This is a genomic window from Lentzea sp. NPDC058450 (genome assembly GCF_042721395.1).
GTDB lineage: Bacteria > Actinomycetota > Actinomycetes > Mycobacteriales > Pseudonocardiaceae > Lentzea.
Genome location: NZ_JBHXLO010000014.1, coordinates 45,096 through 58,423 on the forward strand (window position 1 = coordinate 45,096; position 13,328 = coordinate 58,423).

The window sequence follows — 13,328 nt, forward strand, 5'->3', positions numbered from 1 at the left end:
TCCGGAAAGTTCTTGCAACGCTTTGCCCGGTATGCACCGGAGTGCTACGAACGGGGGACCCTGCACACAAGGAGACAACGTGGTTTCCTCGGTTTCGCGCACCCTTCTAGCGGTGCTGTTGATCGCCGGACTGTCCACACCGGTGCAAAGTCTTGCGGCGCCACCAGGCGCCAAGGACGTCACCGTCACCCTGTTCCAGTGGCCGTTCTCCCGGGTCGCCTCGGAGTGCACGAACGTCCTCGGCCCCAAGGGCTACGGCTACGTCGAGGTCTCCCCCGCCACCGAGCACATCCAGGGCCCGCAGTGGTGGACCAGCTACCAGCCGGTCAGCTACAAGATCGCGGGCAGGCTCGGGGACGAGAACGCCTTCCGGAACATGGTGACCACCTGCCACAACGCGGGGGTGAAGGTCATCGCGGACGCGGTGATCAACCACATGAGCGCCGGCTCGGGCACGGGCACCGGCGGGTCGGGCTACTCGAAGTACAACTACCCCGGCTACTACAGCGACTGGGACTTCCACGGGTGCCGCACGCCGATCAGCAACTACCAGGACCGGTACAACGTCCAGAACTGCGAGCTGGTCAGTCTGTCCGATCTGGACACCGGCAGCGACTACGTGCGCAACACCATCGCGGCGTACCTCAACCGGTTGATCTCGATGGGCGTGGACGGGTTCCGCGTCGACGCGGCCAAGCACATCCCGGCCGCCGACATGGCCGCGATCAAGGGGAAGCTCAGCAACCCCGGCATCTTCTGGGTGCACGAGGTCATCTACGGCGCGGGCGAGGCCGTGCAGCCCGGCGAGTACACGGGCTCCGGTGACGTCGACGAGTTCCGCTACGCCTACGACGTCAAGCGGATCTTCCAGAACGAGAACCTGGCCTACCTCAAGACGTTCGGGCAGTCGTGGGGCTTCCTGCCGTCCGGCCAGGCACGGCCGTTCGTCGACAACTGGGACACCGAGCGCAACGGGTCGACCTTGACGTACAAGGACGGTTCCACCTACACGCTCGCGAACGTGTTCATGCTGGCGTGGAACTACGGTGCGCCGCAGGTGTATTCGGGCTACGAGTTCACCGACAAGGACGCCGGGCCGCCCGGCAACAACGTGTGCTTCAGCGGCTGGAAGTGCCAGCACCTGTGGACGCAGATCGCGAACATGGTGCAGTTCCGCAACACCGTCGCCGGCACGGACGTGAACAACTGGCAGGACAACGGGTTCGACCTGATCGCGTTCGGGCGCGGCAACAAGGGCTTCGTGGCGATCAACCGCGAGACGTTCGCGGTGACCCGCACGTTCCAGACCGCGCTGCCCGCCGGGAGTTACTGCAACGTCCAGGAGAGCGGGTGCGTGCGCGTCACGATCGACGCCAACGGCCGCTTCACCACCACGCTCGGCGCGGGCACGGCGCTCGCGCTGCACGTGAACGCACGCTGAGCGATCACCGGCTGGCCACCGTGCGACACGGTGGCCAGCCGGGAGTTTTCTAGGCGGTGTGCAGCCTCAAGCCGTAGACGTTGAGGATCTCGTTGATCGGCTGGAACCACGTGCGGCCGCCGCTGGTGCAGTTGCCGTAGCCGCCGGACGTGACGCCCTGCGCCTGGTCACCGGTGATGAACGAGCCACCGGAGTCGCCACCCTGCGCGCAGACCGAGGTGCCGACCATCTGGTAGACGGCGCCCTGCGCGTAGTTCACGGTCTCGTTGCGGCCCTGGATCACGCCGCAGTGCCACTGGGTCGTGGAACCCGAACGGCAGACCGAGGTGCCGACCGGCGCCTCCCACGAACCGCGGACCAGCGCGTCCGGCACCCGGCCCCAGCCGAGCACGACCGGCACGGTCCACCAGCCGCCGCCGATGCGCACCCACGCGTAGTCGTTGCCGGGGAACGACGAACCGGCGAAGTTGCCCTGGAAGGACCGGTCCCAGCCGTAGACGGCCGCGCCGCCACCGCCGCAGTGGCCCGCCGTGACGTAGCCGCCGTGCACCGAGAAGCCGATGGAGCAGCGGACGTTGCCGGTGTAGTACGGGTCGCCGCCGACCGTGCCCGCCGCGAAGGTCTGCGGCTGCTGCACGCCGTCGGTGTTGACCGTGATCGAACCGAGCTGACGTGCCTTGTCCAGGAACGACGCGACTTCGGCGGTCTGCTTGCCGGCCTCGACGTTGATCACGACGGTGCCGGTGCGCGCGTCGGGCTTCCAGCTCGCGACCGCCGCCGGCACCGCACCGGTCGCGGACAGGGCGTCGAGCTTGTTCTTCTGGGCCACCATCGACCCGGACGAGCGGCTGACGACGACGGACTCGGCGCCGGTGGCCTCGACCTTGCGGGCCGCGGCCTTGTCGGTCACGGCCACGACCAGGCGGTTCTTCGCCTCGTCGAACCAGCTGCCGGCGTACGACGTGCCGGCCTCGCTTTCGGCGCGCGGCGCGATGAGCGACGCGCGCTGTTCCTTCTCCAGACGCAGCCGCGCCTGGGCCTCGGTCAGCCCGAACGCCGAGCTCATCGCGGTGAGGAGGCCAGGTGACATTTCCTTCTCCGACGCCTGTGCAGGCGTGGTGAAGGTGGTCCCGACCAGCACGAGTGCCAGCGCGGGCACGATTCTGGGCATGGTGAAGCGCATGCTCTTCTCCTTGTCCGGCAGGGATCGCTACCCGCCCCGTTGCGGGGAGCGACGAACATGAGAGCGCTCTCACCGTGACGCACGGAGTCCTCGGTGGTCAACAGCTGACACCGGAACTGTCCTGCCCGATTCGTGCCCGTGTGGGCCGAATCGGGCAGCTCTCACATCACCACGACCTGCCGGACCGCCTCCCCGGAGGCGAGCTTCGCGAACCCGTCGTTGATCTCGGGCAGGCGCAGGCGCCCGGAGAGCAGGCCGTCCACGGGCAGCCGTCCCGCGCGGTAGAGGTCGACGAACCTGGGCACGTCCCGGCGCGGCACGCACGAGCCGAGGTAGCTGCCCTTCAACGTCCGTTCCTCGGCGACCAGGTTCAGCGCGGGCAGGCTGACGGTCCGGTCCGGGTGCGGCAGCCCGACGGTGACCGTGGTGCCGCCGACGGCCGTCGCGGCGTAGGCCTGTTCGAGCACCGCCGCGACCCCGGTGGTGTCGATGACCTTGTCCGCGCCGCCGCCGGTCAGGTCGCGGACGGCCTGGACGACGTCGGACCCGCCCGCGGCCTCGTGCGTCGCGCCCAGGGAGAGCGCGAGCTTCCGCTTGTGCTCCACCACGTCCACGGCGACGACCTGGGTGGCACCGGCCGTGACGGCCGCGAGCACCGCCGCCAGGCCGACCCCGCCGAGCCCGAAGACCGCGACCTTCTCCCCCGGCTTCACCTCGGCGCTGTAGAACGCGGCCCCGGCGCCGGTCAGCACGGCGCACCCGAACAGCGCGGCGATGTCGAGCGGCAGGTCGGCGGGGACCAGCGTGGCGGAACGGTCCGAGATCACCGTGTACTCGGCGAACCCGGACACGCCGAGGTGGTGATGCGGGCGCGTGCCGTCCGGCAGGGTCCACCGCCGTTCGCCGCTGAGCAACGTGCCGTCACGATTCGCCAGAGCGCCCGGTTCGCACAACGCCTGACGGCCGGACGCGCACCGGCGGCACGCACCGCAGGCGGGCACGAACGACAGCACGACGTGGTCGCCGGGACGGAACTCGGCGTTCGGGCCCGCCTCCACGACCTCGCCCGCCGCCTCGTGCCCGAGCACCATCGGCAACGGCCGCACCCGCGAGCCGTCGATCACGGACAGGTCGGAGTGGCACAGGCCGGTGGCGTGCACGCGCACCAGCAGTTCGCCGGGACCGGGCGGGTCGAGTTCGAGGTCCACGACCTCCAACGGACCGCCGACGGCCGTGAGCACCGCACCTCGCGTCTTCACGCCACCACCAGCCCTTCCATCGCCGTGCGCAGATCTGCCGGGATCTCGACGGGCTTGCGGGTCGCGCGATCCACGAAGACGTGCACGAAGTGGCCTTCCGCGATGACGTCGTCCCTGTCCTCGAAGAAGAAACCGACCTCGTAGCGCACGCTGGAGCGGCCGAGGTGCCCGATCCGCAGCCCGGCGTCCATCGCCTCGGGGAACGACACGGAGGCGCGGTAGTTGCAGTGGGACTCCACGCACAGCCCGATCTGCTGTCCGGCCTGGATGTCCAGCCCGGCGCCGATCAGCCACGTGTTGATCACCGTGTCCATGAAGGCGTAGTGGACGACGTTGTTCACGTGGCCGTAGACGTCGTTGTCCGCCCACCGGGTCGGAATCCGCTGCCAGTGCCGGTACTGCTCGCGCACGCAACCTCCATCAGTCATCGAGTCTCCTGGTGAGCTCGACCCTCGACCGCACGCCGAGCCGCGCGAAGATGTTGCGCAGGTGGTGCTCGACGGTGCGGTGGCTCAGGAACAACCGGGCGGCGACCTCGCGGTTCGTCGCGCCCTCGGCGACCAGCCTCGCGATCTGCGCCTGCTGCGGCGTGAGCGCGGGGTGGTCCTTGGGTTCGGTGGAGTCGCCGGCGGCCCGCAGCTCGGCGCGGGCGCGGTCGACCCAGTGATCCGCCTGGTAGGACTGGAAGATCCGCACGGCGTCACGCAGGTGTTCGCGCGCCGCCTTGGGCTTGCGGCCCCGGCGCAACCGGTTCCCGTACAGCAGTTCGGTCTTCGCGAGCTCCAGCGCCGTACCGCTGGCGCGGTGCAGCCGGATCGCCTCCTCGAAGTGCTCGTCGGCGGTGCCGGGTTCGAGCAGGCCGTGGCAGCGGTGCGAGAGCGCGAGCCGGGCCGTGCTTCCCGTGGCACCGGCCCACTTCTCGTACGGCTGCAACGCCCTGTCCCCTGTGGACGGACGGCCGCACGCCACCGCGGCCTCGACCACCTGGGGTGCCGCCATGACCTTGATGCCCGCGTGACCGGGGTTGAGCCGCAGCCGGTCCAGCGCGTCGGCGGGCCGGTCGCGGGCGAGGTCGACGCACGCGAACGCCCACGCGCCGAACGTGCTCGGCCGGATGAGCCCGCGCTGGGTGATCTGCTCGGTCGCGGTGTCGATGCGGTCCAGCGCCGTGTCGGCGTCGCCTCGCAACGCCGCCAGCAGCGCGAGGATCGTGAGGTGGTCGACCACGGCGTTGTGCTGCCCGATCGCGGTCGCCGCGTGCACGCCCTCGGTCGCCGCGTTCAACGCCGCCGCGTGCTGGTCCAGCAGCAACGCGGACAGCGCCCGGTAGACCAGCGCCCACGGCACCAGCGCGGTGAACCCGGTCTCGCGCGCCGCCGTGACCGCGCTCGTGGCCATCTCGTGCGACCGGGTGGCGTCGCCGAGCACGTAGGCGGCCTGGCTGGCCCAGATCCGCGCCTGCGGTCCCGGCACCTGCTCCGCCAGGTCGACGACGGTGCGCAGCGCGGGCAACGCCTCGGCGTGCCGGCCGTCGAACGTCGCCAGCATGCCGGTGAGGTGGTCGAGCGTGAGCCGGGTGGCGGCCGGTTCGTCGGGCTGGCACAGGTGGCGGGCGAACTCGGCGACCGCGGTGTAGCGGCGCAGGTCACCCGCGATGCTGGCGGCCTCGCCCGCGAACCCGAGCGCCGCGACGGCGAGCACCCTGCGCGTTCCGGCCAGGCCCTTCGCCGCCCGGATCAGCCGGTCCGCGGCGACGTCCGGGAGACTCTCGCCGAGGTCGATGCCGCCGACGACGAGGTCCATGAGCGCCCTGAGCTCGGGCGTGTGGGTCATCCGGGTCGCGGTGCGCAACACGGCCCTGGCCCGGTGCGGCGCGCCGTGGGCCCAGTGGTCGGCCGCAGCCTTGAGCAGGGCGTGCGCCTTGTGCTCGGGGTCGGTCGTGAGGCTCGCGGCCCGGTCGTGGTCACGGGCGGCGCGGGCGAAGTCACCACACCTGCGCGCGTGTTCCGCGTGGTCGGTCAACGTCAGGGCGAGGTTCTCGTCGTGGCTGGTGACGGCCTGGTGCCACGTCCGGCGCGCGCCTGGCGGGAGGGACTCCGCGAGCGTCGCGTGGGCGTGCCTGAGCAGGGCGCGCGGCACGTCGGCCAGCAGCGCCGACCTGACCAGCCGGCGCGGGTCGAACAGCGGACCGGCCTCGGTGACGGCGTCCAGGTCCAGGGTCTCGGGGTCGATCTCCTCGTCCACCGCGGCCAGCGCCACGACGTGCCTCGCCTCGGGCGACAGCGCGGCGAACCGAGCCCGCCAGCGCTGCCGGAGCGAACTGGAGTCCGGCAGCCGTTCCGGGGCCGGCGCGATGCCGCCGAGCTGCGCGGACGTGAGCGAGCCCGCCAGCTCGACCAGGGCCAGGGGGTTGCCGCAGGCGAGGTCGGTCAGGTCGGCGGCGAGGGTGGCGGGCAGGCCGGGCACGAGGTCGTGCAGCACCCGCACGCTCGTGGCGGCGTCCAGCGGGTCGAGCGCGATGCCGGGCAGCCCGCGCGGCTCGCCTTCGGTGGCGATGACGAGCGCGGCGCGCGTCCGTTCGACGTCCCGGGCGAGCTGGAGCAGCTCGTCGTCGATCTCGGGGACGTCCACGCACAGCAACGCGTCGTAGGTGTCCTTGATGGCGTTGAGCAGCGCGGTCTTGCCCGCACCTGCCTCGCCGTGCACGACGATCGCCCCACCGCGCCCAACGCGCGCACGGTCGACCAACGCGTCCACGGCGACGCGCTGCCGCTCTCGGCCACGCAGCATCGGCCCAGTCTTATGGCGGCACCGGCTCCACCGGAAGAGGGAGGGGCCAAATTCACCTACCACCGTTAGTTTTGCCATCGAAGCTGTTCACCGAGACCGGTGGTTGCACCGATGCGCACCGCTCGCCCGGGGTTGCAGGGTCGAGACCGTTCCCCCGTTCCCTGCCGAATGAGGTGTACAACGCCGTGCAACTCCGCACCCTGCTCCCCGTCGCACTGTCCCTGGTACTCCTGGGCGGCGGCACGTTCGCCCAGGCCGCGGCCAACCCGTACGAACGAGGCCCCGCCCCCACCAACTCGAGCATCGAAGCCTCCCGCGGCTCGTTCGCCGTCTCGGAGACCTCGGTGTCCTCCCTGGTGAGCGGCTTCGGCGGCGGCACGATCTACTACCCGACCAGCACCTCGGCCGGCACGTTCGGCGCGGTCGCCATCTCCCCCGGCTACACCGGCACCCAGTCGAGCATCTCCTGGCTCGGCCCGCGCCTCGCCTCACAGGGCTTCGTCGTCTTCACCATCGACACCAACACGATCTACGACCAGCCCGACAGCCGCGCGTCGCAGTTGCTGGCGGCGCTCGACTACCTCACCGGCCAGAGCAGCGTCCGCAGCCGCATCGACTCGTCACGCCTCGGCGTGATGGGCCACTCGATGGGCGGCGGCGGCACCCTGCGCGCGGCCAGCCAGCGCCCGGCCCTGCAGGCGGCGATCCCGCTGACGGGCTGGCACACCACCAAGAACTGGTCGTCGGTCCGCGTCCCGACCCTGGTGGTCGGCGCCGAGAGCGACTCGGTCGCCCCGGTCTCCTCGCACTCCGAACCGTTCTACAACTCCCTGCCGTCCACTTTGGACAAGGCGTACCTGGAGCTGAACAACGCCTCGCACTTCGCCCCGAACTCGTCCAACACGACGATCGCGAAGTACAGCATCTCGTGGCTCAAGAGGTTCATCGACAACGACACCCGCTACGAGCAGTTCCTCTGCCCGGCTCCGGGACGCAGCACGCTGATCGAGGAGTACCGCGACACCTGCCCGCACTCCTCCTAGATCACCGAGCACGGGTCGCGGCGTCAACCGAGCGCGGGGCGCCGCGGCCCGACCTCGCGCTAAACAAACGGCGGCGGGGGCGAATGCTTCGTCCCCGCCGCCGTGTTGGGCTATTGCTGAGAATCCAGCAACTCTTCGCACATCATTGCCACACGCCCTGGGTCCCGGCCGAGGGTAAACGTGTCAATGAAAACGACCAAGGCTTCGGGATACCTGGCTTTGACGAACTCGTGCGTTTCGGCGAGCCGTGGCGCCACCATCAGGTCAGACGCTTCAAACGGATGCCGGGCAATCACCACGCATCTGCCCGCGTAAGGATCGTCGTACACAGCCGCTGCCGCAGCTGTACCTTCGATCATCGTCGCACCGTACGCGTCCGCCCACTGCCCAAGCGCTCTCGCGTCGGAGCCGAATCTAGTAGGCAATCCACGACCCATGAGCAGCCCGAACAGGTCGGAGGCCAGCCGCCAATCAAGCAAGGCGTGGTACGCCATGTTGCCATAGTCACGGAGACAGCGGTAACACGACGAGTCGCACTCAGCAGCATGCGACTCCTGCGCAAGCTCATTGAGATATCTCTCGATGTGACTGAGGAAAGTTGGCAGCACAGCCTCACTTCCCAGATGCGTGCTGAAGCCAGCACCGTTCTCCAGGGTATCCGCGATGAACGCGAACGGAAGCGGAGTGCCGTTAGTGCTTCCTGCGTAGATTCCTGCATTCAGCTCGCGAGGCTCAACATCCAGCAACGCCGCTGCCGTGGTCCGCAGCAAAAACGCAAGCGAGTACCACGCACCACGTCGCCCATCGACCAGGTCTCTTGCACCGGAAGGCTGTCGCCTGCTGACTGACAGGTCCAATCTCACACCGTGTTGCGGTGAAGCTGAGCCTTGAGGTCCCAGGAACAGGAGATCCGTGGGCTGCACCGCGCCAAGCGCAACTTCGAACGGTTCGCCCTCACCAGCCGCCTTGGGGTGCAGAAGGCCGTTCTCGATCGCCTCCACGGAAACGTAGCCGCCCCAGTTGGCCCAGTCGTCGTGCGCGGCAGCGCGCAGCGCGAACAACCGGCCACCGTTGTCGTTGATCACAAATCGTCTGCCGTGACCGGAGTACACCGTCGCAGCTTTGTGTTGAACCTGCGTGAGCTTTGCCAGATCGGTGTGTGCTCGCGACGAGATGGATTTGGGAGTCCACGCGAAGTTCCCATCGAAGTCACGTTCTTTGCCCGCGCGGAAACCGAGCGGCTCATGCAATGGCATTGAGCTGTAAACGCCTCGTTTCGCGCCACATTGCGGACAATCAGATTGGTCATCATCCCTATTCGCGTCAGGCGCCGTCTCCACGAGATACGAGCACGATCGGCACACGCTGATCATTCGCTTCGGTCCTAGCGGATGATCCTCCGGCTGCGGCTTCGGGCGGACCGGCCTGAACGCAGTGATTCCCACGACCGCATGCACCTTGCCGTCGCGAACGACCTCGCTCAAAGGCGAGAACTGCCCTACGGCCATCGCGAGGTCGCGATCGATCACGCCGCGCGGCGGCCAGGGATACGCCTTCTTCGGACGTTCCAAGTGCAAGTAGCGGACGCTCGAGGGAAATCCGAACATAGGCAGCACCCCGTGACCCGCAAGGCGCTGGCTCAGCTCGTGATGTCCAGCCGGGGAGTTGACGGCCGCATCCACGACGGCGATCAGAGCACCAGCGCATTCTCGTGCGACCTCCGCCGAGCGAACGGCGAACGGCGTCCGGATCGCAAGCGCGGTTGCTGCCCGCTCGACCAGCCCGGTGTTCTGACGCAGCCAACGTTCCAGTTCAGTGCGCAGTCGCGGCCAGTCAGATACAAGCCCGAACTGCCCGTGCACGTTGTTGGTGAAGTCGAGAGGGCGACCGTTCTGAGCAGCGCCGGAGAAGATCTCCCCCATGGCAAGCCGCAGCACTTCGCTACGCAGCGAGCGGATGTAGATCTCGTACCGGTCAAGCGTTAGGTAGGGCTTCGGAGTCTGATCATTCGTGATCGCTTCTGGCCGGTCGAAGTAGTACTCGTCATGGCTGCGGCCGCGGCACACGGTGAGCGCCACTGCGACTGGGGTATCGCGCCGCCCGGCGCGACCTACGCGTTGCTGGTAGTTGAACCTCGTAGGTGGCATGTTGCCGAGAACGACGGCTGACAACGCACCAATGTCGACGCCGGCCTCCATCGTGGTGGTGACCGAGAGAAGGTCAACGGCATCAGGCAGCTCGTGCTCGTCCCGTTCGAGGAACACCCCCTGGAATCTGGACTGGCGAGACTGCGCATCCACTCGATCCGTCTGCCCCGTGAGCTCCGCGCAGTTCAGCCTGAACCGTCCGTCACCTGAGATGACTTTCCAGGCGTAGTAGTCGTCTTCTGGCTGCAACGAAGCAGGTTCAGCGGGGAGAGGAACCTGACACTTCGTGCACAAGCCGCATCCCAGAGTCAGATGCTTTCGCTGGCAAGCTGTACAAGTCCACACGGCTTTTGATGCCGCCCGCAATGTCACCTTGTGCGGATCGATGACGTAGTCGCGGACAGCGTCGTTCAATCTGCTGGACACGATGCTGCGGAGATCGTCTTCAGACGGACCGCCACGTCCGTCAATCGCGCGCCACAGGCTGCGCAGCCTGCTCGTGGGCTCAGGCCTTCCGTCTCGCATGCCGTCGAAGCGCCTCTGGTCAGCTAGCACTCGAAGCGACGCCCGAGCGTAGGCCGTTGACGTGTCCGGCGAAGCGTCTGGCGGAGCCACGTCGTCGGCCGCGGCCAGCCAGCCCAGACCGAGAGACTCGAAATCCCTGCCACTTCCCGAGAACAGACCGTTGAGCATCTCGTCCATCAACGACTGGGCGATGCTTCCGAACAACATCTGCTGGTCGACGCTCAAGCCTCCGCGAGGCCTGGGCGGCTTCGCCTCCCAGTCGTACAGTGTCGTCCACCGCACCGCACTGACGCCCCGTCCCGCCTTCTGAAGGCTGGGTGCCGGGCCACCAGGATTGATCCCCATCGACAACAGATCGTCAGACAAGGCGCCTGACAGCTCGGCGAGCGTGAGGGGCCGGGCGAGTTGCGCCATGAGCACTTCAGCCCGCTCTTCAGTACCGTTGCCCTCCCAGATGTCTCGCAACTCGTTGAACGCAGCGGAATCCCGTTTCCGAACCCGCTCCATCGCTTCACGCACGTCCGGGGTGCGGGCCCCGTCAATCACGTACTCTCGGGCTAGCTCCAGATCGCGAACTGAATCCGCTCCCTCCCGCAGGTGGGTGTAGAGGAGCAGTCGCAGCAGGTCTTGGTAGTGGCGGAGCCCCAGCCCAGCGGACAGCTTCGCGGCATCCTGCCGGCTGTCCGTGAACACGATCACCTTGCGTTCAGCTTCAGCGAGATCCGCCGCCAGCTCAGTCGTCAGAACCTGGTTGATCTTCTCAAAACCGGTGCGCATGCCTCGGATCGGCGAACGTTGCCTCCGCCTGTCGGTCAGCGGGAGTACACCGGCGCCCGCGCCGAACTTGATCTCCCAGTCGTCGCCGCACGATGGACAGCATTTGGGGTACGGACTGAGCACCTCAGGGCCAACCCGGGGCTTGCCGTGCTTGTCCCGGGCTGAGATGACGTGGAAGCTCCAACCAGTGAAACCGTCTCGACCGTTGCGCAGTTCTCCCTTTCCCGGATCGAGCACGCTGCGGCGAAACTCGAAGCGGACCGAATTCCGATCAGCGGTCCACTGGGCGTCATCGATCTTTGTGAGCGCTGCCGCAGGATTGGGCCAATACACCAGGTAGTTCGCCGCTGTGCGGTCGAGCCTGACCTGGTCAGGCAGCTTCTCCAGGTCTGGAATGTCGGCGAGGAGCATGGTTTCCACGGTTCCTCGCTGAGTCGCACCCGATGGCGCGAATCCGCCCAGCAGAACGTCGCCGCAGTTCTGGCAGTACAACAGTTCGAGCACCCTGGATCCGCACGTACACCTCGACACGGGCCCGGCGTAGACCTTGCCGATGGTTCGGCCCGTGTATCTGCCCCCTGGGATGGCTGAGCAATTCGGGTCGGAGCATGCCCACATTCCAGGTACGTTCCGGAAGAACAGGTGTGCCCTCAGGCGCGGATCACCGAGCTGAGGCTCGTCAGCGAGTTCCTCGAGCATCCTGCGCAACGCGAAGTCAGCGGTCTCGGGCTCTACGCCCGGGAAGACACGCGCAGCCAGCGTGGCCGCAGGCTTCGCGAGAGCGGTTAGACCCCCTTTGTCATCTGGTTCGTAGAACGACCGGCGCAGTGCATCCACAAGACCAAGCTCGCGAGCCAGCGGAGCAACCTGGCCAGGCACCGCCCCTGAAACTTTGACGGCATGGGCCAGAGTCCCGGCAGCCCCCTCAGGGGGTTCGACTGTGTTGCCCGCAATGAACTCGAACGAGTTGCCGTCGACGCCGAAGAAGTCCTGAAGGTAGTGCTTGTCGCGCTCGGGAACGAGCGAAGCACTCGCTGCCAGCACGCGGAGTTGCTCCGGCCGTTCGTCCAATCCCAAGCGGCTCTTCAACGTCCGGATCAGGTATGCGACCTCTGTTCCCGCAGTACCCCGATACATGTGGAGCTCATCGACGACAAGTGTGAACCGGTTGTCCACGCTCTCGTCGAGCCACTTCCTGGTTGATTCAAAGAAGTGCCCGTCGCGTTCGCGGAGCAACATCACGTTCAACATGGAGTAGTTGGTGATCAGAATGTCCGGCGGCGACGCGGCCATGTCCCAGCGCGAGCGCATCTCAGCTCCGTCAAGACGCGGTACGAAGTACTGGATGTCGTCGGAACCTCGCTTGACCGACTCCTTCTGCGCCTGTGCACCTCGCATCTCGGTTTCCGTGAGATACGACCGCAAATCCGCAACCGCGAGGTCGTTGTCGGACGACCCGGTTACGGGTGTTGTTCCCGTGTATCGGCCGAAGTAGAACCGATGACCGCGGCGATTCGCGTCAAGCCATGCACGCGCTGCATCGCTGTCCAGTGCCTTGCGGAGCCTTGTGAGCTGATCGTCCACAAGAGCGTTCATGGGGTAGAGGATCAACCCCCTGACAGCAGCAGTGCGACCTGTTTCACCCTTCCGCTGCTCAGTGAAACCTTGAGAGCTCATGTGCCACCAAGGCTTCTGCGGCCGCGCCGGGCCACCCTGCCAGCGCCTGGATTCTTCCAGAAGACTTGCCAGCAGCGGCAGAAGGAACGACTCCGTCTTGCCAGAACCGGTGCCTGCGGTGATCACCATGTTCTGACCGCGCGTCAGGCCGGCGCTCAGAGCCTTCTCCTGGTGCGCGTAGAGCGGCCGACCGGCTGGAATCAGGCCAGCGCTCGCGAACTCCGCGAGCTCAGGCGGGGCACCAGCAGCTGCGGCCGAATCCGCGAGGGACCGCTGAGCGGTCAGGTATTCAGGGCGCAGCTCCAGCAGCGGCAACCTGTAGATGCCACCATCACGATCAAGTAGATCGCGTCGTTCCTTCTCCAGGCGGCGGTCTGCGAGTCCGAAAGGGGTGTCGTAGTAGCTCAGGTAAGCCTCACGCAGACGCTGGAACGTTCCCAGCGAGCCGAGGTGACGCTGAGGATCATCGTTCGCAGAGGTCACTCG

7 protein-coding genes are annotated in these 13,328 nt (G+C 67.4%); 2 read left to right on the forward strand and 5 right to left on the reverse strand.

Annotated elements, in window-relative coordinates; translation table 11 throughout:
• Positions 1-79: 79 nt before the first annotated feature.
• Positions 80-1,441, forward strand: a complete 1,362-nt coding sequence (locus ACFWNN_RS22270) for an alpha-amylase family protein (RefSeq protein WP_382441831.1) — start codon at positions 80-82, stop codon at positions 1,439-1,441.
• Between the two features lie 49 nt (positions 1,442-1,490).
• Here ACFWNN_RS22270 and ACFWNN_RS22275 read toward each other — a convergent pair whose 3' ends face one another.
• The 4 genes from ACFWNN_RS22275 to ACFWNN_RS22290 all read right to left on the reverse strand — a co-directional run bounded on the left by ACFWNN_RS22275 (position 1,491) and on the right by ACFWNN_RS22290 (position 6,673).
• A complete protein-coding gene (locus ACFWNN_RS22275; RefSeq protein WP_382441832.1) occupies positions 1,491-2,624 on the reverse strand; it encodes a S1 family peptidase in 1,134 nt (377 codons plus the stop codon).
• Positions 2,625-2,785: 161 nt separating this feature from the next.
• Entirely contained in the window at positions 2,786-3,883 is a 1,098-nt protein-coding gene (locus tag ACFWNN_RS22280; protein ID WP_382441833.1) for a zinc-binding dehydrogenase, read from the reverse strand.
• Complete coding sequence (locus tag ACFWNN_RS22285; RefSeq protein WP_382441834.1) at positions 3,880-4,311, reverse strand: acyl-CoA thioesterase; 432 nt, start codon at positions 4,309-4,311, stop codon at positions 3,880-3,882. The genes ACFWNN_RS22280 and ACFWNN_RS22285 overlap by 4 nt, the downstream gene beginning before the upstream one ends.
• Positions 4,304-6,673, reverse strand: coding sequence for a LuxR C-terminal-related transcriptional regulator (locus ACFWNN_RS22290; RefSeq protein WP_382441835.1), 2,370 nt, complete (start codon positions 6,671-6,673; stop codon positions 4,304-4,306). Before ACFWNN_RS22290 ends, ACFWNN_RS22285 begins: the two co-directional genes overlap by 8 nt.
• A 200-nt stretch (positions 6,674-6,873) precedes the next feature.
• Here ACFWNN_RS22290 and ACFWNN_RS22295 point away from each other — a divergent pair, with 200 nt between their 5' ends.
• The gene (locus ACFWNN_RS22295; RefSeq protein WP_382441980.1) at positions 6,874-7,716 is read left to right on the forward strand and encodes a dienelactone hydrolase family protein; all 843 of its coding nucleotides are present in this window, start codon (positions 6,874-6,876) and stop codon (positions 7,714-7,716) included.
• Between the two features lie 110 nt (positions 7,717-7,826).
• On the opposite strand, the gene ACFWNN_RS22300 is transcribed toward ACFWNN_RS22295, so the two are convergent.
• Positions 7,827-13,325 carry a DEAD/DEAH box helicase gene (locus tag ACFWNN_RS22300; RefSeq protein WP_382441836.1) on the reverse strand — a complete coding sequence of 1,833 codons (5,499 nt, stop codon included), beginning with the start codon at positions 13,323-13,325 and terminating at the stop codon, positions 7,827-7,829.
• Positions 13,326-13,328 lie beyond the last annotated feature (3 nt).

Bases quoted from the DNA above. Each gene is read 5' to 3' on its own strand.
- ACFWNN_RS22290 (WP_382441835.1), bottom strand. From the start codon at position 6,673: ATGCTGCGTGGCCGAGAGCGGCAGCGCGTCGCCGTGGACGCGTTGGTC.
- ACFWNN_RS22275 (WP_382441832.1), bottom strand. From the start codon at position 2,624: ATGCGCTTCACCATGCCCAGAATCGTGCCCGCGCTGGCACTCGTGCTG.
- ACFWNN_RS22285 (WP_382441834.1), bottom strand. From the start codon at position 4,311: ATGACTGATGGAGGTTGCGTGCGCGAGCAGTACCGGCACTGGCAGCGG.